Genomic DNA, 21,443 nt, shown 5'->3' with positions numbered 1-21,443 from the left:
GGATGACCGGCGTGACCGGATGCCGGTGACGGGCTAGGGCCTGCGCACCACGATGCGGGCGTCGTCGCAGGCCCAGGCCGATGCGCTTCTGGGCTTGACGCAGGCGCGCAGCACACCGGTTTCGCTCGCCTGCGCCTGCTTCGGCTTCCAGCGGAATCCACCCTTGCCGGCGGCGACGCTGCCCAGGGTCTTGAAGTTCACCCCGTCCCGCGAATACTGCAAGCGCACCGCGCGTTTCGGCGCCACGTCCCGGGTTGTCCAGGCGATGCGTTGCGCAACGCCGACGACCCACTCGCCAGGCGCCCGTAGCGTCAGGATGTCTGGCCCGGCGATCGCGACGTCGACCCAGCCCTGGCTGCTCAGCTCGCCGTCCGAGACCGTCAGGCCGAAGCGGTAATCGCCCGGCAGATCCGGCGTGAACGATGCCTGCGCGCTCTCAGCCCCGGCCAGGGTCGTGGCCGGGCCGCCGGATGGCGTCCACTGGAAGCGCAGCGGACCCGGCACGTTGTCGGGGTCGTAGCTCCGGCTGCCGTCCAGCGTCACCCGCTGGCCGACCCGCCCGCTCAGGCGGGTTTCCAGCTGCACGACCGGCGCCTGATTGGCGGCGGCCTCGACCGCGATGTCCAGCGTGGCGGAGGCGTTCGCCTCCCCGTCGCCGACGGTCAGGCGGAAGCGGTAGCGGCCCGGTTGCGCGGGGGTGAAGCCGGCCTTGGGACTTTGCGGGTTTTCCAGCGTGGCCAGTGGGCCGGACAGCCGGATCCAGGCATGGCGCAGGGGCTCGGGGCCCTGGTCCTGGTCGCGGCTGCCGCTGCCGTCCAGGATGACCGTCTCGCCGACGCGGGCGGCGCCGGGACCGGCGATGTCAGCCTGGGGTGGCAGGTTGCCGCTGGCCGTGCGATCGAAGCTCAGCTTGCCGTCCCGGGTCAGCAGCCAGCTGCCGAGCTGCTCGACGCGGCCACCGGCAACATCGCCGGTGTTGTTGTTGACGCGGTAAAAGGCAACCGGCTGTCCGGGGTGGCCGACCGTGCTCCCGCCGACCAGCCCGCCGAGGCTGGCGCCCCAGTTGTCGCCGTCGAAATAGCCCGCCTCGCCGGCATGAAAGGTGCCGGCGGTATCCGTCAGCTGGCTGGCATAGATCTGCATGCGTTGACGGACGGCATCGATCGACACGAAGTCCCCGGCAAGGTCGGCGCGCGAGCCGGTGTGGGTCAGGAGATAGCCCCAGGACGACAGGTTGGCGCCGTCGGCCGACAGCCGGTGAAAGGCGGCGATGTTGAACAGCAGGCCATCCTTGCCGAGCAAGTCGGCAAACCGGCTGTCGCCGGCCAGGTCGAGCGTCAGCGCGGGGTTGTCCAGGAACTGCCGGTAGGTGACCTGCAGGTCGCGGTAATAGCTGGTCTGGGTGAGGGGGTCGAGGACGGACAGGAACAGGGACGAGGGACCGCCGTTGCTGCCGTCATGGTTCAGCGCCCAGGCCGGGGTCGCGACGGCGAGGACACAGCCGAGCGCCATCGACCGGAGGCGGAAGGGCCGTCGCCTGCCGGACACGGCCCGTGCGGGTGGGCGTCGGATCTGGTTCATGTGGTTCATGGAACTGCCCGCCTAGAAATTGCTGACATGGCCCGCGCGCGTCTGCGGCGGGATGCAGTTGTCCAGCCCCCCATCCGGGGCATGGGTGTAGGCCGTGACGGGGTAGTTGGCGTTGAAGGGGGCGGCAGGCGTATAGCCCTGGCCGCTGGTGGCGATGAAGCTGCCCTGTCCCCAGCGATGGGCGATGGTGCTGTTGAGCTGGGCAAACTGCGTCGGCGTGGTGGCCTCGGTCGCCAGCTTGCGGATCAGGGTCAGCGTGTCGCCGGTCGGTTGCGGGTCCTGTTTGCGCCAGACGTAGGCGGCCTCGGTGAAATATGCATAGCGGCCGGCGGCGACTTCTTCCAGCGTCGGGGCGGCACCGTCGATGCGGATGTAGCGGTAGTTCAGCTGCAGGTTCGTGTTGCGCTCCGTCGTCAGCATGCCGACCGCCCAGGCCCTGTTGACCGCCGGGTTGAAGGTGCCCAGGTTGGTGCCGTCGTTGAAGTCGGCCAGACAGATTTCCTCCGCCGTGACCTGTGGCGGCGAGACGACGACCGGTCCGGACACCGGATTGCTGATATCCACCGGCAGGCTGCCGGTCGCCGCGCAGGGCGTGTTGAGGAAATAGGCATTCACGGCCGCCTGGGTGCTGGCGCCCAGGTTGCGCCGGCAGATGTGCACCAGATCGGAGGTCAGCGAGGCCTTGTTGAAATCGGTCAGCGGTTTTGCGCTCGGGCTGCTGGCGCCGCTGGCCGTGACATCCACCTGCACGTCGCTCCAGCGGGCGATGCGTCCGGCAAACAGGCTGGCGAGCAGGCTCTTGCTCAGGGAGGGCATGCAGTCGATGCCATCGCGGCGCTCACTGTCGGTCAGGCAGGCCGGGTCCAGGCGACCCTGGGCCACCTGCGCTTCCTGCAGCGCATCGCGCAGACCCAGGGTGACCGGGGTGTTCTGCAGTACGCCACCGGCATTCATCACCTGCAACTGGTCCGCAATGGCCGCCGGCGTGGGCAGGTTGAAGCGGACACCATCGATGGTCGGGTTGTAGTTCGGGCCACGAAACGCCTGGGGATCGGTGTCCAGCACGCCGAGGTCAGGCGTGGCCGGAAACACGTCGCCGGGCCGGTCGGTACGGCAGCTCCAGGTGGCGCCCGCGGCGGTCTGGGTGCACTGCGGCGTGCCGTCCTGGCGATGGTCGATACCCATGAAGTTCACGCCCTTGCCGGTTTCCAGCAGCGGATAGACGCCGGTGATGGCGCCGCTGCGATTGCGCTTGAGGATCAGCAGCCGGGGGTTGGTCAACGTCAGGCCGGGCACTTTCGTCGCGTCGATCTGGCAGAAGAAGGCCCGCCAGTAGGTTCCCTTGCCCACCGGATCGGCATCGCGGAACTGGTCCAGCGTGCCCGGCTGGCAGATCATGCCCAGCACCTTGACCAGGTTGTTGTCCTGGATGGTCGAACCGGCGACATGCAGGGTGATGTCCGCCGGCGTGCCGGGCGTGAGCGCCAGGCCGGCCGGCGCATGGAGTGTGGCGGCAATGGCCAGTGCCGGGAGTCGGTGGCCAGCGGGTATGCGCATCGTGGTACCTCTGAAACGTAGGAAGCGGTAGCGGAATCCAGATCGATATAAACGCTACGCCATATCGTGCTTCAAGGTCAAACCGAGAGTCGCGGGCGGTTGTCTGGCAACGAGGCCAGTCCGGGTCTTGACCGCAAATGGTGTGGCCTTTATCAGGCGCCTGGTCACGTCGGGCCGGCGGCTGGCAGCGGCACGCGGCCCGGCGATGGCCGATGCCGGAGGATTGTCATGTCCCTATAAGATGATGTACATAATGCTGCTTTGCCGCCGTGCTGGCGTGCGGCAAGGCAGAGGTGCCGCCAGCCGGCACGCCCGCCACGCCTCGTTTCTCCCCCACCCCTGAACAGGAGCTGAACCCATGAGTAGACCGGCAATTTGGCGGCTGGCGCTGATGCTGATGATCGGCATGGCCGCGCCAGGGACCCACGCCGACGAGGTGCTGGTGGCCGTGGCCGCCAACTTCACCGCCCCCATGCAGGCGATTGCCAGGGCCTTCGAGGCGGATACCGGCCACAAGGCAGTGCTGACCTTTGGCGCCACCGGGACGTTCTATGCCCAGATACGCCATGGCGCGCCATTCGAAATCCTCCTGTCCGCGGATGCCGGGACGCCGGCCAGGCTGATCGCCGAAGGGCATGCCGTGGCCGGCAGCCGGTTCACCTATGCCATTGGCAAGCTGGTCCTGTGGAGCGCCAGGCCCGGCGTCGTCGACGAGCAGGGCAAGGTGCTCCGCACGGGCACGTTCAGGCACCTGGCCATCGCCAACCCGAGACTTGCCCCGTATGGCGCGGCGGCCATCCAGGTTCTCGACAGGCTCGGCCTCGGCCAGGCGCTGGCGCCCAGGCTGGTGCAGGGGGAAAACATCGCCCAGACCTTCCAGTTCGTGCAAAGCGGCAATGCCGAGCTGGGCTTTGTCGCCCTCTCGCAGGTGTTCAAGGACGGCAGGATCGGCCCCGGTTCCGGCTGGATCGTCGATCCGGCGCTCTACCCGCCGATCAGGCAGGATGCCGTCGTGCTTGGCAAGGGCGAGGGTAAGATCGCCGCCGGGGCGCTGATGGATTACCTCAGGCGCGACAAGTCCCGCGCCATCATCGGCGCCTACGGCTACGGATTCTGAGAGCGCGGGCATGCGCGGACGGCGGCGCTCGGGTTGGCGTCGGGATGCGTCGCCGATCCGTCCACTCCCCTGAGCGGTCCTATGTTCATCCGTCAGGTTCACTACCTGCTCGCCCTGGCGAAACTTGGCCATTTCGGCCGCGCGGCGGAGGCCTGCCATGTTTCCCAGCCGGCCCTGTCGACGGCCATCCAACATCTGGAGGAGGAGCTGGGCGTGACCCTGGTCCGGCGTGGTCAGCGCTTCCAGGGATTCACCCCGGAAGGCGAGCGCCTCCTGCAATGGGCCCGGCGGCTGGCCCGCGACTGGGAGGGCATGCGCCAGGAGGCCGCACTGTGCGCTCAGCAACTCACCGGCACCCTGCGCCTCGGTGCGATCCCGACCACCCTGGCGGTGACGCCCCAGCTCACCGAGCCCTGCCAGGCGCAATGTCCGGGGGTCACCATCCAGTTGCTATCGCTGTGCGCCGAGGATCTGATTCGCCAGCTCGACCGGTTCGAGCTGGATCTCGGCCTGACCTACCTCGAGGACCCCCGGCTCAAGGGTTTCCGCACCCTGCCGTTGTACCGGGAGCGGTATGTGCTGCTGGCCCGCCATCCCGATCCGGCCCTGGCCGCTGGCGAAGCCGGCTGGGTGGACATTGCCGGCTTGCCGCTCTGCCTGCTGACGCCCAACATGCAGAGTCGTCACCTCATCGACGCGGCCTTCCGCGAGGCCGGCGTGACCCCACGGGTCATGCTGGAAACCGATGCCGTGTTTGCCCTCTATGCCCATGTCCGCTGCGCCGGGCTGTACAGCGTGGTACCTCACAGTCTCCTGAGCCTGTTCGAAATGCGCCAGGAGGTCACGGCCATTCCCCTGAAGCCCGAGCTGTCCCGTCCCGTCGGTCTCATCTCGCGGATTCAGGACCAACTGCCGGCGGTGCCGGCAGCTGTCTGGAACATCGCGGCCGGGCTGAATCTGCAGGCGCGGCTGGATGCCCTGATAAACGCCATGGATCAGCCAATGCCTACAAACGATTAGCCGCGCCACTGCACAAGCCCGACAATGCCGACCACCTGGCCAGGTACTCGCCGGGTTCGGCCGGGACACCGGTGGACCCACCCGTTACGCAACCATTCCTAAGGTGGAGAACATGGCAAAAATCGTATGTGTGCTGTACGACGATCCCGTCGATGGTTACCCGACAACCTATGCGCGGGACGACTGTCCGCAGCCGGAGCGTTATCCGGACGGCCAGACCCTGCCGACCCCCAGGGCAATCGATTTCAGGCCGGGCACCCTGCTGGGCAGCGTGTCCGGTGAGCTGGGCCTGCGCCAATACCTGGAAGCCAACGGCCACCAGCTGGTCGTCACCTCCAGCAAGGACGGTGACGGCAGCGTGCTCGACCGCGAGCTGCATGACGCCGAAATCGTCATCTCGCAGCCGTTCTGGCCGGCCTACATGACCGCCGAACGCATCGCCAACGCCAAGAACCTGAAGCTGATCGTCACCGCCGGCATCGGCTCCGACCATACCGATTTGCAGGCGGCGATGGAGCGCGGCATCACGGTTGCCGAGGTCACCTACTGCAACAGCAACAGCGTCGCCGAGCACGTCGTCATGTCGATCCTGGCGCTGGTGCGCAACTTCATCCCGTCCCACCACTGGGTGCTCAAGGGCGGCTGGAACATCGCCGATTGCGTTGCGCGCTCCTATGACCTGGAAGCCATGAGCGTCGGCACGGTGGCGGCGGGGCGGATCGGCCTGCGTGTGCTGCGCCTGCTGAAGCCCTTCGACGTCAAGCTGCATTACCTGGACAGGCACCGCCTGCCGGAAGCGGTGGAACAGGAGTTGAACCTGACCTATCACAGCAGCCTGGAAAGCCTGGCCAGTGTCTGCGACGTGGTGACGCTGAACTGCCCGTTGCACCCGGAAACCGAGCACATGATCAACGATCAGACGCTGAAGCACTTCAAGCGCGGCGCTTACCTGATCAACACCGCGCGCGGCAAGCTGTGCGACCGCGACGCCATCGTCCGCGCCCTGGAAAGCGGCCAACTGGCCGGCTACGCCGGCGATGTCTGGTTCCCGCAGCCGGCGCCAAATGACCATCCCTGGCGGACCATGCCGAACCATGGCATGACCCCGCACATTTCCGGCACCAGCCTGTCGGCGCAAACGCGCTATGCGGCCGGTACCCGCGAGATTCTGGAATGCTACTTCGAAGGCCGGCCGATTCGTGACGAGTACCTGATCGTCCAGGGCGGGCAACTGGCCGGGGTGGGCGCACATTCCTACAGCAAGGGCAACGCCACGGGGGGATCGGCAGAAGCCGCCAGGTTCAGGAAGACGACGGCGGGCTGAGACCGCGCATCAGGCGGGAGGCCGGCCAGCGGTTGCCGATCCTCTCGCCCCTAATCCTTATTCCAGGAGCATCAACATGAACCGAAATGACGTTACCGAAAGGATCATCGCCGCCAAGATCGCCCGTGGCCTGAAGTGGGCCGATGTCGCCGCGCAAGTCGGACAGAGCAAGGAATGGGTCACGGCCGCCTGCCTGGGACAGATGACGCTCACCCGGGAGCAGGCAGGCGTGGTGGGAACGCTGTTCGACCTGACCGAAGAGGAGCAGCGCTGGTTGACGGTGCCGCCCTGCCGAGGGGCGTCGCTATCGGCGGTGCCCAATGATCCTCTGGTCTATCGGTTCCATGAGCTGATCAGCGTATATGGCGCCACCATCAAGGCACTGATTCACGAAGAGTTCGGCGACGGGATCATGAGCGCCATCGATTTCAGGATGGACATCCGGCGCGAGCCGGACCCGAACGGCGATCGGGTGAACATCTCCCTGTCCGGCAAGTTCCTGCCCTACCGGAGTTACTGAAGGCGACTCCGGCGCGTCTCGCCTGGATGGGCCGCGCTCACAGCGCATCCAGGCTGTTCAGCAGCTGTTCCGCGCGAATGCCCAGCGCCCGGCGGTCTTCCGCGCGCATCTGCCCCAGTTGCCGGTAGACCAGCCCCAGCCGGGGATTGCCCGCCAGCCGGTCGGCATGCCGGGCGAAGAAATCCCAGTAGAGGGCGTTGAACGGGCAGGCGCGCTCATCTGTCCGCGCCTTGCGGTCGTAGTGGCAGCCCTTGCAGTAATCGCTCATCCGGTGGATGTAGGCGGCGCTGGAGACGTAGGGCTTGGTGGCCAGCAGCCCGCCATCGGCGTACTGGCTCATGCCGAGCGTGTTGGGCAGCTCCACCCATTCGAAGGCGTCGATGTAGACGCCCAGATACCAGCGGTGCACGGCCATGGGGTCGAGGCCGGCCAGCAGCGCGAAGTTGCCGATGACCATCAGGCGCTGGATATGGTGGGCGTAGGCCTGCGCCAGCGATTGGCCGATGGCGTGGGCCAGGCAGCGCATGCGCGTCTCGCCGGTCCAGAACCAGGCGGGCAGCGGCCGGGTGTGGCCGAAGACATTGCTGTGCTCGTAGCCCGGCATGCGCGCCCAGTAGACGCCGCGGACATACTCGCGCCAGCCCAGTATCTGGCGGATGAAGCCCTCCGCCGCCGCCAGCGGCACCCTGCCCTCGTGGCAGGCCTGCTCGGCCCGCGTCACCACCTCGCGCGGGTTCAGCAGCTTGACGTTCAGGGCGAAGGACAGCAGCGAATGGAACAGCCGCCAGGCGCGGGCGCTCATCGCGTCCTGGTAATCGCCGAAATGCGGGAGCCCGGCGTCGATGAACGCCTCCAGCTGCGTCAGGGCTTCCCGGCGGTCGAGCGGCCAGGCCAGCTGTCCCTCGGCCGGCTCGCCGAAACTGCGGACACCGGCGGCGACGATCGTTCGCCAGAGTGCGCCGTGATCGTGCCGGGCGCGGGTGTCCTCCGGCTCGGCGGGCTGGCCGGGCCAGGCCTTGCGGTTCTCGGCATCGTAATTCCAGCGGCCGCCCAGCGGCTGGCCGCTGGCCGTCAGCAGCAGGCCGTGGCGCTGGCGCTGGTGCCGGTAGAAATGCTCCATCAGCCACTGCCGGCGCCCCTCGAACAGGCGGGCCGCGGTGTCGCGGGCGGAGAGGAAGTGCCCGCTGTCGACCATGCGGCCGGGGATGGCAAGCCCCTCCACGTGACGCCGCAGCTGTTCGTCCAGTCGCCATTCGTCGGGGGCCTGATACTCGAAGCGGGCGGCCCGGTGGCGGACGATCAGCCAGTCGAGGTTGTGGGTCAGGGACTGGGTGTTGCGCGGATCGTCGATGGCCAGGTAATGGACCCGGTGGCCGCGGTCCCGGAGTTCCCGGGCGAATGCGCGCATGGCGGCGAAGATGGCGAGGATCTTCTGGGCATGGTGCAGGACGTAGTCGGTTTCCTGGCGGATTTCCATCAGGACATGCACCACGTCGGCGCGGGGTGCGCGATACCAGCCATGGCCGGCGTCGAGCTGGTCCCCCAGTATCAGCCGCAGCGTGGTCATGACGTCCCGGTTGCGGCCGGCATCTTGCCGCGGCCCTTGGCGCGCCGGCAGCGTTCCGAGCAGTAGCGCACCTCGGCCCATACCCGCGCCCATCGCTTGCGCCAGGCGAAGGGGCGGCCGCAGGCGGCGCAGAGGCGGCTGGGCAGATCGGCTTTCCTGCACATGGGGGGCGTGGCCGGAAGCGTGACGGCTGGCCGGCTCACCACGGCCCGGCCAGCATCGGCTCCGGTGGCCTCAATGCCGGTGGCCCTTGAAGAACCGCCGCGCGCGTCGCTCCTTGTTGAGGCTGCACAGGGTCGCGACGTAGGCCGCCCGGGGATACTCTCCCGGCGGCGCCGGCGTCTGCACCAAGCCATCGGCGGCGCGCTCCAGCTCCTCGTCCGCCGCCCGGTCGGCGCCTCTGGCCAGCGCCCAGAGGCGATTGACCAGCGATCGTTCCGCCCCTGCCGTCAGGCAATGGAGTCTGGCGAACAGGTGCCGGGTGAAGCTATTCATGGTGACCTCCGGGCACGCATGCTCACGGGAATGACGATGGGCTCTGGCTGCCGTGACGGCGTCGCCTGCTCAATCGCAGGATGAATAGGCCGCAGAGAACCAGGATGTAAAGGCCCGGTTCGGTGATGTCGCGCTTGACCAGCCAGAGGAAATGCAGGGTCGCGGCGATGCCCGCCAGATAGATCAGGCGGTGCAGGGGTTTCCAGTGCTTTCCCAGTCGCCGGATCATGGTCCGGGTGGAGGTCGCCGCCAGGGCCGCCAGTATGGCGTAGGCCAGCAGCCCCGCGGTCAGGTAGGGCCGCCTGAGCACGTCCAGGACGATCTCGGCCAGCGCGAAGCTGTGGTCGAAAGCCAGGTAGACCAGCACATGCAGGCTGCCGTAGAAGAACGCGAACAGGCCCAGCAGCCGCCGGATCTGCAACGGCCACAGCCACCCCAGGTGCCGGCGGGCGGGGGTCGCCGCCAGACACAGCATGAGACAGTTCAAGGTCCAGATGCCGGTGCTGCGCGTCAGGGTCGCCACCGGATCCACGCCCAGCGCATCCAGGGCGAAACGCGCCAGCAGCCACAGGGCTGGCAGGGAGGCCGCCACGAAGGCGGCACGCTGCAACCGCAGCTTGGCCGCCTCCGCGCGCGTCAGTTCCGCCCTCAGCGGGCGGCCAGCGGCAAGGCCGGCGGGGTCGGCGCCCATCGCGGGTCGCTCCGGCGAGGTCGAGGCCATCAGCCGCGCTCGCCCTTGTCGTGCTGGCGCGCATAGACCGGCCGCAGCAGGTAGTTGCCCCGCATCAGGGCGCCCTGCAGCCAGTCCAGCGCCTCGCCGGGCCGCCGCCACAGGCGGGACCACTGTCCGAGGAGTTCGCGGACGCTGATGACACCGGCATCCGCCAGCCCGATCGCCGTGGGCTCCTGATCCCTGAGCGTGCCGAACAGCCGATCCCACCAGGAGAACACCGCGCCATAGTTGCTGTCATGCTCGGCCCGGAGCACCGAGTGATGGACCCGGTGCAGGCGCGGGACGATGAAGATCCAGCCCCAGCGGCGTTCATGCGGGAACGTGACGTTGGTGTGGTGGAACAGGACGAAGATGGCCATCACCGTCTGCATCACCAGCACCACCCCGGCGCCGACCCCGATGATGGCGATGAACAGGATGCGCACCAGCGCCTCCAGGCACAGTTCCACCCCGTGGAAGCGCAGGCCGGTGGTGACGTTCAGCGTCGGGTCGCTGTGGTGGACCCGGTGGAACCGCCATAGTCCGTCCACCTGGTGCGTCAGCCAGTGCCAGCCGTACATGGCCAGGTCCATGAGCAGGAAGGACAGCACGTACTTGGGCCAGGCATCGGGCAGCCGGTTCAGGACGCCATGGTCGGAGAACCGCTCGGCCACCAGATACAGGGCCGGTATCGACAGCACCGACAGGGTGATGTCGTTGAACAGGAACAGGGTCAGGTTGGTGAGATAGGAGTCCTTGACCAGCCTCAGGCCCGGCCGGAGGTAGGGCATGCGGGCCTCCACCCCGGCACAGAGCAGGAGCATCAGGATCACGGCCAGCGCCAGCCAGTCATCGGCCACCGGCAGCCAGGCTTCCGTTTCGGCAACATTCGCTGACGACGCAATCGTCATGGTCTGTCATCCCCATCTTGACACGGCTGGACCGTCAGACCGGCGTGGCAGCGCAAGGTTTAACAAGCTTACTCATGCGCTGCCACAGGGTCGCCGGCGACGCCGGCAGGCGCGATGTTCACTCCGCCAGCGCCGCTTCGATGGCGCCGCGCAGCAGCAGGTCATCCGGTGCCACCTGTGCCGGGAACACCGTCACGACCTTGCCCTTCCGGTCGATCAGGTATTTCTGGAAATTCCATTGCGGCGCCTTGCCCGAGGCCTGCTCCAGCGCCTTGAAGAAGCCGTTGGCCCTGGCGCCGGATACGGCGCTGCTGGCAAACAGCGGAAAGGTGACGCCGTAATCGCCGATGGCGACGCGGGCGGTATCCGCCGGGTTGTCGTGTTCCTGATTGAAGTCGCCGGACGGGAAGCCCAGCACGACCAGACCGCGCGCGCGATAGGTCTGGTAGAGGGTTTCCAGGCCCTTGAGCTGCGGCGTGTAGCCGCACTGGCTGGCCGTGTTGACGGCCAGGATCACCTTGCCGCGATAGGCGGAGCAGAAATCGACCGGCGCGCCGCCCTGCAAGGGCTCGGCCGAATAGGACAGCAGCGCGGGACATGGATCGGTCGCCGCCCAGGTTTGCCAGGCGCCGCCCAGCATCAGCAGCAGCGCGGCTTGACGTTGTCTTTTCATGGGTCCTCCGGTTGTCGTTGCCCGCCCGGGTAGACCGGCGAGACCGCGAAAAGTCCCCGCCCGCGCAGTCCTACATCCGCGGCAGGAGAAAGCGGGCGATGGCTCCGCCGGTCACCAGGACTAGGCCGGCCGGGAACATCACGAAGGGTGAATGAACCCAGCCGCCGCCGCTTTTCCAGCCGATGATGGCGTAGCCGATCAGCATCAGCATGCCGAGGCCCATCATGAGGTTTGCTACCGTTTTCATGGCGATCTGTCCGAGGTGTGTGACGGCAACCTGAAGGGTCCGCGCCGGCCTGCCCGCGGGCCGATCCGCGGGGCACGGTCGCATCCGGCGCATGGCGTTGCCCGTTGCCATGACCGCTTGCCCCGCTCCCGGATGATGGGGGCCGTCCCGAAGACACCCCGAGCCGGCCGCTGGTTCCGGTATCTCCGCTGTCGCCTGGCGGTCAATCCTTCACTTCAAGGCGGAGCAGGTCCGTCAGCCGCATGGCCTCCTGGATTTCGTCGTGAGGGACCAGCAGATACTTCCACGGTTTGCTGCCGACGCTCGCCGTGAATTCCGATGCGTGCTTGCACCATTGCACGGCTGCCGCGGCCTTGGCCTGCACTTCCTGGCGGTTGATGTCGCCGCGCGCCTTGGTCTCCACCATGAGGATGGCCGTGTCCGTCTCGGCCACGAAATCCGGGATGTATTCCGGCTGTTCGGCACCCAGCCTGTAGCAGATGCGGAATTGACCTTTCGCGGGCTTGAACCACTTCAGGGCGTCGCGTTCCAGGAGGATGGCGAAGCGCCGTTCGGTATCCGAGTCGAACTTCTGCAGCGGATACAGGCATCGCGCGAAGCCGCCGAACAGCATCTGCTTGATCTTGCCCAGCTCGGTCACCGTTTCACGATAGTTGTGCGCCGTCTGTCCTTCGACCGCCGTGTAGTGGCACGGCTTCAGTTCTGTGAAGCCGCGACTGATCTGTACCTCGTACTCGGTGGCCGCTTCCCAGAAGTGAGCCATCATCTCGGCCCGGATCAGGCGGGCCAGCTCCGCGCCATGGGTGTCGAAGATCTCGTGCAGTTCGTTTTCCGAGTAGTTCTGCGCCTGGTAGTGGGCTACCGCCTGACCGGCCAGGTCGTAGAGCAGCTCCGACTGGGTGAAGTAGTCGATGTCGTCGAAGTCGACCAGCTTCTTGACGATGTAGTCCTCGAAGCGCTGCTCCCTGATGCCCGCCTCGCGGCTCAGGGTGAACTGATGATTGGTGCGTAGCACCTGGCCTACGATCTCGCGCTGACCCGGCTGGAAATTGGGCAGCGAACCCAGCTTGAACGGATGGAAGCCGGTGGTGACGTCGCCCGTCGGCACCACGGCAATTTGCGGAATGTCTATGGTGTGCTGGACGACGATCTCGGTGGTCCTGGACACCACAGCCAGCAGGTCAAGCGCAGGCGCCCCATCGTCCGTCCCGGCCAGCAAGTCACCTTGGACAGGCCTCAGCCGCTCGGCCACTTCCGCCAGGATGGCCGAATGCACCTCCGGGCTGAGCAGCGCATGGCTGGTCGGCACGAGGTCTCGCCTGAGCTCGTACTTGCCGATCACGTCCATCACCGCACGCGCCGCTTGGCGCTCGCGCTCCGTAGTGAATACTGGCGCAGGTGCTGCACGTTCGGGTGTTGTTACGGTACTGACTGGATGGGTCGTGATGGTCGGCGCTCCGAAGAGGCCAAGGCGCGTCATCGCGACCGAGCCGACCTGTACGCTCACCTTCTTGTCGTCGGCGCCCGGTGCTTCCAGGATCACTTGTTTCAGGCGAATCGGCGAGTCGCCGCGGTTGGCCTCGTCGATGATCTCCTGGAACTTGTCGTGCGCCACGATGTTCAGCCGATCCACCGCCGCGACGCCCGTGCGCTGGCCGTAGGGCAGGCGCAGTCCGCGGCCGATGGACTGCTCGATCAGGGTGCGGGCATTGGCGGCGCGCAGCGGCACGATGGTGTAGAGGTTGGTCACGTCCCAGCCCTCCTTGAGCATGTTGACGTGGATGACAATCTCGGTCGGCTCATCCACGCGCTCCACGGCGAGAAGGCGGGTGATCATCGCTTCCTCTTCCGCGCCGGTGCGGCTGGAATCGACCTGAATCACCTTGCCCGCGTACCGGCCCGCGTAGAAGGCCGCGGATTCGATCAGTGCCTTGAGCTGCGCCGCGTGCGTGGTATCGCGCGCAATCACCAGCATGAAGGGCTTGACCACCGGCACACCGTTCTCGCGGGCGTAGGTGAGCAACTCCACCTTGGTGGTTTCGTGCAGCCGTACACCGTCCTCCAGCTTGATCTTCTCAACGTCTTCCGGCGCGTGCGCCGATGCCGAGAAGTTGCGCTGGGTCACCACGGCAGGCTCCTTGACGAAGCCGTCCTCCATCGCCCGCGCCAGCGGATAGTCCATCACCACGTTCTTGAACGGTACCGGCCCCTTGCCGGACTCCACGAACGGGGTGGCCGTCACCTCCAGGCCAAACAGCGGCTTGAGCTCGTTGATGGCCCGCATGCCGGCCTGCGCGCGGTAGCGATGCGACTCGTCCATCAACAGCACCAGGTCCGGCAGGTTGGCCAAGTGGTTGAAGTAGCTGTCGCCCAGCACCTCGCGCATGCGCTTGATACGTGGCTCCCTGCCGCCGCGCACCTCGGAGTTGATCTTGGCGATGTTGAAGATGTTGATGCGCACGTCGTGGGCGAAGCCCATCGACTGCTCATCCACCGCCGCGCCGGTCTGGTCGTAGTTGTCGCCGGTGATGATCAAGGGCGGCTGCTGGGCGAACTCGGCAATGCCCTTGAACACATACTTCGGCGTATTGCGCGTGAAGTCCGTGATGAGCTTGTTGTAGATCGTCAGGTTGGGCGCCAGCACGAAGAAGTTGTTGATGCCGTGCGCCAGATGCAGGTAGGCGATGAAGGCGCCCATCAGGCGCGTCTTGCCCACGCCCGTGGCAAGCGCGAAGCACAGCGATGGAAATTCGCGCTCGAAGTCCTCCAAGGTAGGGAGTTCAGCCTTGAGCGTTGCAAGAATTGCCGGGAGATTGCGCCCTTCGATGGCGCCCTCATGGTCCAGCAGTTCGGGCGCGGCTTGCAGCATACGCCCCAACCTGGCGAGGGATTCAGCTTGCGGCGGTCGCAGCGAGAGCCGGCCGCTGATGGTGTTCAGTACATGGGCATTCATGCGGTGCCCTCCGGCATGGCCTGGGCGTAGATGGTCAGACACAGCTCCAGATCGTCGATGACCTCATACAAGGGTTTCTTCCCGGAAAATTTCTCGCTTTCCCGCAGGATCATTTCAACGCCGAAGCCACGGCGGTCCATCAGGAAGCGTTTGCCCAGCGCCGGATCGTCGACCGGGTAGTAACGTGCGAGCAAACTGGCCAGGATCTCGTTGCGAGGCACGGACAGGCGCGTCATGGATGCCAGGGACAAGGTGTTCGGCAAGGCGCCGGGAGAATGAATTTCCAGGCGATCGGAAAACATGAACAGCCGAATCCGTTGGCCGTGCAGCGAGTAGTCTCGGTGCGCCACGGCGTTGACAATCGCCTCGAAGACCGCATCCAGGTGGTATTGGGGATAGTCGATGCGCCCCAGGCGCTTTCGTGCCGCCGTCACCATGTTGCGACGGACGAAATGCAGGGCATCGAAAATCTGCCGATCCAGCGGGCCGGTAATTTCCAGCCCATCGATCTGATCGTCGGGATTGTTCTGCGTGCCCGAGTGCGCAACGGCAATGATTTCGGCATTGCGCAGCCAGCGTGCCGGATTCAGCGTGCCGAGCAGCACGCCAGCCACAGTCGGCACAAACCGCCCATCCCGCAGATGCAAGAGGTGCAAGCGTTCGAGTTGGGCGGTGGCGTCGCCTTCTTCTGGTTTGACGAAGCGCCGCAGCAGCAAGGCGTCGAGATCGTCGAAGGTGCAATCGGGAACCTCCTGCTCCTCGAAGCGGATCAAGCGCGCCTGACTGCGTTGCTGGAACAGGCGCGCCAGCGCATCCGGCGGCAGCTCCCGCTTGGCGTGTCCCACGCGACGGAAGTAGCCGTTGGCACTTTGATGCACCCACAGGCTCTTGGGCACCTCCACCACGATGACCGGGCGCCGCTGGCCAGCGTGATCGGGCAGTGCCAGATGGCGCGTCACCACGTCGAGCGGCGGTCTGATGCGGTCGGTGCAAATGGCCGTCAGCCACGCCTCCAGCCGGTCGAGTTGTTCGGGCGGAACGCCCACCACTTCCCGGCGCTTGTCGTCGACACCCAGAATCAACAGGCCGCCGGCGGCGTTGCCCATCGCCGCCAGTTCATCCGACAGCCCGTCGGGGTGCGGGTCGGAGACTTTGCCGTCCGGACGCAGAACCACTCTTTTCAGTTCCAAGGTGGAGTCTTCGCCCAAGCGAATGCGCTCCAGCAGGTGTTCGATGTTCATGCCTCCTCCTCGAATAGGCCGCCCTGTCCGGCGTGAGCGAGCGCCGCTGTCCTGGCCCTGGTCTTCTTGAGGTTCCCGTCCATGGCGGCGGGCTCGGCCTGTTCACGCTGCGCCAGCGGCAGATTGGCGACGTTCAGGCTGTAGTCGTCATGGCCCCATTCGCAGCGGGTCAGCACCATCTTCGGGATCTTCTTCAGCGTCAGGTTGGGCCAGCGCTCGGCGGCCTGCGCCGCCGTCACCCCCCGGAAAGCCGAACAGCACACCAACAGGCTGCGCGCCGTGCCCACCTCGTCGGCCAGCGCCTGCAACTGTTCGGCGGACAGGTTCTGCGTGGTCACAAAAATGAAATCGCGCTCGCTGGAATGCCCGTGCTGCCACCAGTGCGTTTCCGACGGCGCGTAGGTGAAGCCCTCCAGCTTGGCCAGCGCCTCGGCCAGCATTGCCGCGTTGTAGTCCGGGTTGATGACCGGGTTGCCCCAGCGGTCGTTGATGATCAGCGTGGGGGCAAGGCGGTAATAGCGGAAGCCGCCGCCGCCCTGCCAGCTGACGGCCTTGCTGATGCCGCCCGCGTCCTCGCCGTCGATGACCTTCTTCAGGCGCGGGATGATGTGGGTGTGGCAGTGCTCGCCCAGCTCCACCATGATCCAGCGGCGGCCCATCTTGTGGGCGACGGCTCCTGTGGTACCGGAACCAGCAAAAGAGTCGAGAACAATGTCGCCTGGATTGGTGGCAATTTCGAGAACGCGTTGAACGAGACTTTCTGGCTTGGGGGTTGCAAATGGCTCATCCCTATTGAACGCCATTACTTCACGCTTAGCTGCTTGGTTGTTTCCTACATCTTCATGTCTCCAGACAGTTGTAGGCACGGTACCTTCTCTGACTTTGTCAGCGAATTTCTTTAATCGAGGGACAGGATTCGTTCCACTTCTTCCCCACCAAAGCAGGTTTTCCGCCACATTTCTTTCATGTGAAAGTCGGTCGAAGGCCCATACTCGCACTGGACTCGGCCAAATCTGTTCGCCCGTATTGGGATTTACAATGGGGTAGTAAAGATTAGGTCTCTCATCTTTAGATTTCGCACACGTGTAATCAGTCGAGGTCCAAGGACCTCTCGGATCATTATCAGGATTTTTAAAATTTTTCTCTTGTTTTTTGCTGCGCGCCAACAAATTTGGTCGCCAAACTTCTTTATTTTTCGCGAACACAAGAATATGATCGTGGTTCAAACTTAACCATTTAGCATCATTTTGGGGAGAAAATTTCTTCTCCCACATAACATTTGCTACAAAGTTCGTCCGCCCAAACACCTCATCGCACAACACCTTCAAATAATGGCATTCGTTGTCATCAATCGTGATCCACAACGATCCGTCCTCAGACAGTAGCCGCCGGATGATCTCCAGTCGATCACGAATTAGCCCCAGCCAGATGGAGTGCTCAAGTCCGTCGTCGTATTGCGCGAAGGCGCTCCCGGTGTTGTACGGCGGATCGATGAACACGCACTTCACCTTGCCGGTGAATTCCTGCTCCAAGGCTTTCAGCGCCAGCAGGTTGTCGCCGAAGATCAGCCGGTTGTCGAAGAGGTCGTTGTCCGTCACGCGATGCCTGGCGTGATAGGACTTCTCCGGGTCTTCGAGCAGGATGCGCGGCTCCAGCTTGGGCCGCTTCTCCTTACCGATCCAGGTGAGTTCGAGTTTTTGTTTGTTGCTCATCAATACGTCCTGATCAACTCAATTGGGCAATGCGCCAGATGGCGGTGGCCTGGTTGGCCATCCCGTTCTGCCGTACCGCAATTCGTTCGGGTGTCCATTCGGCGTTGTCCACGGCGACTTTCTGCGTCAGAAAAAATCCGCTTTGCTGATAGCCAGGCCGTTTGGCGGCGTAGTCGGCATTGCCGGCGTTGCGGTTGGCACCCGCCTGCATCAGGGTCATGTTGCCCAGCCGGTACAACAGGCCATCCATCTCTTCGTTGCTGAATCCGCCCCAGCCATCGGGGGCGCGCTGCGGCAGGATATGTTCGATGTTGAAAGCGTCGCGGGTGAAGCTGTGGTCGTTGCCGGAGAGCTGCCGCTCCAGCGCACACAGGATGAAGCGCACCACACGGTTATTGCGCGAATCGGTGGTGCGGATGATTTTTTCAGCGAATGCCGCGCGAAATACCCGGTCTTCAACATAGATGCTCCGCATCGCCGACAACGCCTCGGACAGCTCCTGCAGCTCCCCCTTGGCAATGCGCTCGGCGACGGTGTTGTAGGTGCGCTCCTGTTCGGCTGTGCCGAACGCACCGATGACGTTGTAGCGCATCGAAATGACCACAGTCGCCCGCAGCAAGCCGGAGAAATCACTGGCGTCGAAGCTGCGCCGTGCGGCCAGCAGCAATGGGTAGGGTTGACGCACACGGAAGGTCTTGAGCACGCCGGCGTTGTGCTTGTCCTCGGGAGACCAGTCCGAAACTTCCGGCGAGGTCAATGCCAGATAGGTGTCGAGGTCTTCTTCCATGCCGCGCAGCAGACCGAACACAGCTTCGCGATCGATGATCTTCGAGCGGATGGTCTTGAACAGATCGGCTTGCCGGGCAAAGTTACGCCGGCTGTTCCAGTGTGCGCGCAGGAAGTCGGGAAAGTTTTCCGATGGCAGCCGTCCGACGAGCGACTCCCAGCGTTCTTCCAGATTATGCAATTCGTGGTCGGACTCGCCGCCGCGATCGAGTACGGAGAACAGGTAATTCTTCAGCAGGTCGGTGGCGGACAGACGCACGCCACGCGCATTCAGCGTCTCGAAAACCTTGTAAGCGTTCAGCTCGTCCGTCGCGTGCGTGCCGGAAGCGAGCACCTTCCGTCGCCGTTCGGCCCAGCGCTCCGAGATGACCAAGCCGGCTTCGATGGTCTTGCCCGGACCCACCTCGCCGGCGAGGATCACGCCGCGCGCGAGAAGGTTGCGGCAAGCGAAGCGCGCGGCCTCGACCTGATGGGGATTCCGATCGACTTGCGAATCGACCAGGGTCGAAGCCAGCGACTCCACGGAGTCGCCCGCGGCACGCCGGGCGAGCAGCCAGGCAAAGTACGGGCTCCGATGCGGCGTCGGAAGCTGCGGTGTTGTCAACGGCGACCCTCCTGTTGTTCTTCCCCGCGCGTGATTCGGCGGCCGGCTTGGCCCAGGCTCGCTGCGCCGCCAGGTTTCATCCTGGCGGATGCTGGATTTTACGTGCCGGGACTGGCCGATTTTCCGGCATTGCGGCGTCATCGACCAGCGATCGGGCTCATGGGTATCCCGGTCCTGGCGACCGCAGCCGGCGTTTGTCGCCACCCCTCATCCTGGCGAAGACCAGTGCCGGCCCCCTCCGGCGATGACGGCCGGATCGCCGTCCGTACTGATATAAGGTTCTATTCATAGCGACGGCTGGTGGCCGCTTCCCCGCCCTGTCGGCGCGGGCCATGTCCCGGTATCCCGCTTCTCGGACCGAACTCCTTTTCCTGATAACAAGGCGCTGCTTGCGGGGCAGAGGGCATCGGCTGGTCGCCAGGGTCCTGGCAGCCGATCCTGGGCTACCCATGGCGGGATCGGCTGGTTCAATATATGTCATGGTATATAGCGATGGTGGCAAGCTGTCATCGACTCGTAACCTGCGCTTCACCCTCCTGTAACAGGGCGGTCACATAATGCCCGGCCTTAACCCTTACCGATCAGTCTCCGAACATGAGCCGACGCTTTTACTGCCTGGTTTTTCTGCTGGCGCTGCTGCCCCCGAGTCTTGCCCTGGCCTGGTGGAACGACGAGTGGAAGTCGCGCAAGGAGATCTCCGTCGATGCCAGCATCACCGGCGCGGACATCAAGGAGACGCTGGTCGATTTTCCGGTACTGGTGCGTCTGCACGCGGGTAACTTCAGCTATTTCAGCGAGCTGGCGGAGGGTGGCAAGGACATCCGCTTCATGGCCGACGACAAGACGCCGCTCAAGTTTCAGGTCGAGAAGTACGACGCCGTCAACGAGATGGCCCTGATCTGGGTGCGGGCGCCGAAAGTCCAGGGCGGCGCCACCACCGACAAGTTCATGATGTATTACGGCAACGAGGATGCCGCGCCGCCCGACAGTGGCCAGGGCGTCTACGACGACGGCATGGCGCTGGTCTATCACTTCGACGAGACCCAGCCCGTGCCGCAGGACGCGACCGCCAACAACAACCACGCGGCCAGTTCCACGGCGGCGAACGAGACCGGCGGCTGGATCGGTGCCGCCGCCCGGTTCGCCGGCAACGGCGTCATCACCGTCAATCCGACGCCAGCGCTGGCCATCGATCCCGCCAGGGGCTGGACTTTCAGCGCCTGGCTGAAGGCGGAGCCGCCCCAGGCCGAGGCGCACGTGATGAAGGCGGTGGACACGCAGTCGGCGATCGAGCTGATGGTGCGCCCGGTCGGTCTGGTGGCGCGCTACACCACCGCCGCCGGCGGTTCGGTCGAGACGCCACCGGCGCCGCTGGCGGCACCGGCCCAGTGGCGGCATGTCGCCGTGGTGCTGCGGGCCGACAAGCTGGAACTGTTCGTGGATGGCGCCAACGTCTCCGAGGTGCCGGTCGCGGCGGCGCCCATGAACCCGACCCTGACGCTGGGCGGGCTGGCCGGGGGCAGCTTCCTTACCGGCCTGCTGGACGAGGTGCAGGTTGCCACCGTCGCCCGCTCGGTCGACTGGCTGAAGATCGCCGCCCGCAGCCAGAGTCCCGATTACACCGTCGTCACCATGGGCGGCGACGAGGGGCAGGATGCCGGTGGCGACAGCTCCTTCGGTGTCATCATCCAGAACGTCACCATCGATGGCTGGGTGGTCATCGGCCTGACCGGCATCATGTTCGTGATGGCGGTGGTGGTCATGGCCATCAAGGTGGTGGTGCTGCGGCGGGTGCGCAAGGACAACCAGGCTTTCCTGGATGCCTACGCGCGGCTGTCGGTGGACGCCGATCTCGCCGCGCTGGACCAGGAGGAGACCGAGGAGGACAGGGAGCTCGGCGAATCCGATTTCCTCCAGGCCATCGCCGGCAGCCATGACCACTACCAGAGCTCGCCGCTCTACCACCTCTACCATACCGGCATCCACGAGATGAACAAGCGGCTCGGCAAGGGCAGCAGGCCGCTGTCGCCGGAGGCGCTGAACGTCATCCAGACGGCGCTGGACGCGATCCTGGTGCGGGAAACCCAGCGGCTCAACAGCAAGATGGTGCTGCTTTCCATCGCCATCGCCGGTGGCCCCTACCTGGGCCTGCTCGGCACGGTCGTCGGCGTCATGATCACCTTCGCGGTCATCGCCGCCACCGGCGACGTCAACATCAATGCGATCGCGCCCGGCATCGCCGCGGCCCTGCTCGCCACCGTGGCCGGCCTCGCCGTCGCCATCCCGGCGCTGTTTGCCTACAACTACCTGACGGTGCAGATCAAGGACGTGATCGCCGACATGCGCGTGTTCGCCGACGAGTTCCTGGCCATGATCGCCGAGCGGGCCGCCGACCGCTGCCGCGCGGAGTAAGC

The 21,443-nt window shown here is 65.4% G+C and carries 18 protein-coding genes; 5 read left to right on the top strand and 13 right to left on the bottom strand.

The window, feature by feature from the left end; translation table 11 throughout:
* Positions 1-33 precede the first annotated feature (33 nt).
* Entirely contained in the window at positions 34-1,590 is a 1,557-nt protein-coding gene (locus ACYQ1H_RS06845) for a PKD domain-containing protein (RefSeq protein ID WP_460027299.1), read from the bottom strand.
* Positions 1,591-1,602: 12 nt separating this feature from the next.
* Positions 1,603-3,147, bottom strand: a complete 1,545-nt coding sequence (locus ACYQ1H_RS06840; protein ID WP_460027298.1) for a hypothetical protein — start codon at positions 3,145-3,147, stop codon at positions 1,603-1,605.
* 358 nt (positions 3,148-3,505) lie between these two features.
* On the opposite strand from ACYQ1H_RS06840, the gene modA reads away from it, so the two are divergent.
* From modA to cynS, 4 genes are all read left to right on the top strand, one after another.
* The gene (gene modA, locus ACYQ1H_RS06835) at positions 3,506-4,264 is read left to right on the top strand and encodes a molybdate ABC transporter substrate-binding protein (RefSeq protein WP_460027297.1); all 759 of its coding nucleotides are present in this window, start codon (positions 3,506-3,508) and stop codon (positions 4,262-4,264) included.
* A gap of 81 nt (positions 4,265-4,345) precedes the next feature.
* Positions 4,346-5,284 (top strand): LysR family transcriptional regulator, encoded by a 939-nt coding sequence (locus tag ACYQ1H_RS06830; protein WP_460027296.1) that lies wholly within the window; start codon positions 4,346-4,348, stop codon positions 5,282-5,284.
* 112 nt (positions 5,285-5,396) lie between these two features.
* Entirely contained in the window at positions 5,397-6,608 is a 1,212-nt protein-coding gene (locus ACYQ1H_RS06825) for an NAD-dependent formate dehydrogenase (protein WP_460027295.1), read from the top strand.
* Between the two features lie 76 nt (positions 6,609-6,684).
* Positions 6,685-7,128: a cyanase gene (cynS, locus tag ACYQ1H_RS06820; RefSeq protein WP_460027294.1), complete on the top strand. Its 444-nt coding sequence runs from the start codon at positions 6,685-6,687 to the stop codon at positions 7,126-7,128.
* 37 nt (positions 7,129-7,165) lie between these two features.
* On the opposite strand, the gene ACYQ1H_RS06815 is transcribed toward cynS, so the two are convergent.
* The 11 genes from ACYQ1H_RS06815 to ACYQ1H_RS06765 all read right to left on the bottom strand — a co-directional run bounded on the left by ACYQ1H_RS06815 (position 7,166) and on the right by ACYQ1H_RS06765 (position 19,029).
* Entirely contained in the window at positions 7,166-8,695 is a 1,530-nt protein-coding gene (locus ACYQ1H_RS06815; RefSeq protein ID WP_460027293.1) for a cryptochrome/photolyase family protein, read from the bottom strand.
* A complete protein-coding gene (locus ACYQ1H_RS06810; RefSeq protein ID WP_460027292.1) occupies positions 8,692-8,859 on the bottom strand; it encodes a DUF2256 domain-containing protein in 168 nt (55 codons plus the stop codon). The genes ACYQ1H_RS06815 and ACYQ1H_RS06810 overlap by 4 nt, the downstream gene beginning before the upstream one ends.
* Before the next feature lie 70 nt (positions 8,860-8,929).
* Positions 8,930-9,190: a hypothetical protein gene (locus ACYQ1H_RS06805; protein WP_460027291.1), complete on the bottom strand. Its 261-nt coding sequence runs from the start codon at positions 9,188-9,190 to the stop codon at positions 8,930-8,932.
* 22 nt (positions 9,191-9,212) lie between these two features.
* Positions 9,213-9,911: a protein-methionine-sulfoxide reductase heme-binding subunit MsrQ gene (locus tag ACYQ1H_RS06800; RefSeq protein ID WP_460027290.1), complete on the bottom strand. Its 699-nt coding sequence runs from the start codon at positions 9,909-9,911 to the stop codon at positions 9,213-9,215.
* A complete protein-coding gene (locus tag ACYQ1H_RS06795) occupies positions 9,911-10,813 on the bottom strand; it encodes a sterol desaturase family protein (RefSeq protein ID WP_460027289.1) in 903 nt (300 codons plus the stop codon). Before ACYQ1H_RS06795 ends, ACYQ1H_RS06800 begins: the two co-directional genes overlap by 1 nt.
* A 118-nt stretch (positions 10,814-10,931) precedes the next feature.
* Positions 10,932-11,486 carry a glutathione peroxidase gene (locus ACYQ1H_RS06790; protein WP_460027288.1) on the bottom strand — a complete coding sequence of 185 codons (555 nt, stop codon included), beginning with the start codon at positions 11,484-11,486 and terminating at the stop codon, positions 10,932-10,934.
* 70 nt (positions 11,487-11,556) lie between these two features.
* A complete protein-coding gene (locus tag ACYQ1H_RS06785; RefSeq protein WP_460027287.1) occupies positions 11,557-11,733 on the bottom strand; it encodes a hypothetical protein in 177 nt (58 codons plus the stop codon).
* Positions 11,734-11,935: 202 nt separating this feature from the next.
* On the bottom strand, positions 11,936-14,686 hold the full coding sequence (locus ACYQ1H_RS06780; RefSeq protein ID WP_460027286.1) for a DEAD/DEAH box helicase: 2,751 nt from the start codon (positions 14,684-14,686) through the stop codon (positions 11,936-11,938).
* Positions 14,683-15,927 carry an ATP-binding protein gene (locus ACYQ1H_RS06775; RefSeq protein WP_460027285.1) on the bottom strand — a complete coding sequence of 415 codons (1,245 nt, stop codon included), beginning with the start codon at positions 15,925-15,927 and terminating at the stop codon, positions 14,683-14,685. The genes ACYQ1H_RS06780 and ACYQ1H_RS06775 overlap by 4 nt, the downstream gene beginning before the upstream one ends.
* Positions 15,924-17,639 carry a site-specific DNA-methyltransferase gene (locus tag ACYQ1H_RS06770; protein WP_460027284.1) on the bottom strand — a complete coding sequence of 572 codons (1,716 nt, stop codon included), beginning with the start codon at positions 17,637-17,639 and terminating at the stop codon, positions 15,924-15,926. The genes ACYQ1H_RS06775 and ACYQ1H_RS06770 overlap by 4 nt, the downstream gene beginning before the upstream one ends.
* A gap of 13 nt (positions 17,640-17,652) precedes the next feature.
* Positions 17,653-19,029 (bottom strand): DUF262 domain-containing protein, encoded by a 1,377-nt coding sequence (locus tag ACYQ1H_RS06765; protein ID WP_460027283.1) that lies wholly within the window; start codon positions 19,027-19,029, stop codon positions 17,653-17,655.
* 594 nt (positions 19,030-19,623) lie between these two features.
* On the opposite strand from ACYQ1H_RS06765, the gene ACYQ1H_RS06760 reads away from it, so the two are divergent.
* Positions 19,624-21,441 carry a DUF2341 domain-containing protein gene (locus tag ACYQ1H_RS06760; RefSeq protein WP_460027282.1) on the top strand — a complete coding sequence of 606 codons (1,818 nt, stop codon included), beginning with the start codon at positions 19,624-19,626 and terminating at the stop codon, positions 21,439-21,441.
* Positions 21,442-21,443 lie beyond the last annotated feature (2 nt).

Source organism: Methyloparacoccus murrellii (assembly GCF_054657115.1).
The sequence above is the reverse complement of the archived record's forward strand: the minus strand, read 5'-3'. Positions and strand labels throughout refer to the sequence as shown.

What these genes read in the sequence shown, in the direction of transcription:
- cynS (WP_460027294.1), top strand. Translation starts at nt 6,685, where the DNA reads ATGAACCGAAATGACGTTACCGAAAGGATCATCGCCGCCAAGATCGCC.
- ACYQ1H_RS06825 (WP_460027295.1), top strand. Translation starts at nt 5,397, where the DNA reads ATGGCAAAAATCGTATGTGTGCTGTACGACGATCCCGTCGATGGTTAC.
- ACYQ1H_RS06795 (WP_460027289.1), bottom strand. Translation starts at nt 10,813, where the DNA reads ATGACGATTGCGTCGTCAGCGAATGTTGCCGAAACGGAAGCCTGGCTG.
- ACYQ1H_RS06800 (WP_460027290.1), bottom strand. Translation starts at nt 9,911, where the DNA reads ATGGCCTCGACCTCGCCGGAGCGACCCGCGATGGGCGCCGACCCCGCC.
- ACYQ1H_RS06815 (WP_460027293.1), bottom strand. Translation starts at nt 8,695, where the DNA reads ATGACCACGCTGCGGCTGATACTGGGGGACCAGCTCGACGCCGGCCAT.
- ACYQ1H_RS06810 (WP_460027292.1), bottom strand. Translation starts at nt 8,859, where the DNA reads ATGTGCAGGAAAGCCGATCTGCCCAGCCGCCTCTGCGCCGCCTGCGGC.
- ACYQ1H_RS06830 (WP_460027296.1), top strand. Translation starts at nt 4,346, where the DNA reads ATGTTCATCCGTCAGGTTCACTACCTGCTCGCCCTGGCGAAACTTGGC.
- ACYQ1H_RS06845 (WP_460027299.1), bottom strand. Translation starts at nt 1,590, where the DNA reads ATGAACCACATGAACCAGATCCGACGCCCACCCGCACGGGCCGTGTCC.
- ACYQ1H_RS06805 (WP_460027291.1), bottom strand. Translation starts at nt 9,190, where the DNA reads ATGAATAGCTTCACCCGGCACCTGTTCGCCAGACTCCATTGCCTGACG.
- ACYQ1H_RS06775 (WP_460027285.1), bottom strand. Translation starts at nt 15,927, where the DNA reads ATGAACATCGAACACCTGCTGGAGCGCATTCGCTTGGGCGAAGACTCC.
- ACYQ1H_RS06770 (WP_460027284.1), bottom strand. Translation starts at nt 17,639, where the DNA reads ATGAGCAACAAACAAAAACTCGAACTCACCTGGATCGGTAAGGAGAAG.
- modA (WP_460027297.1), top strand. Translation starts at nt 3,506, where the DNA reads ATGAGTAGACCGGCAATTTGGCGGCTGGCGCTGATGCTGATGATCGGC.
- ACYQ1H_RS06840 (WP_460027298.1), bottom strand. Translation starts at nt 3,147, where the DNA reads ATGCGCATACCCGCTGGCCACCGACTCCCGGCACTGGCCATTGCCGCC.
- ACYQ1H_RS06790 (WP_460027288.1), bottom strand. Translation starts at nt 11,486, where the DNA reads ATGAAAAGACAACGTCAAGCCGCGCTGCTGCTGATGCTGGGCGGCGCC.
- ACYQ1H_RS06760 (WP_460027282.1), top strand. Translation starts at nt 19,624, where the DNA reads ATGAGCCGACGCTTTTACTGCCTGGTTTTTCTGCTGGCGCTGCTGCCC.
- ACYQ1H_RS06780 (WP_460027286.1), bottom strand. Translation starts at nt 14,686, where the DNA reads ATGAATGCCCATGTACTGAACACCATCAGCGGCCGGCTCTCGCTGCGA.
- ACYQ1H_RS06785 (WP_460027287.1), bottom strand. Translation starts at nt 11,733, where the DNA reads ATGAAAACGGTAGCAAACCTCATGATGGGCCTCGGCATGCTGATGCTG.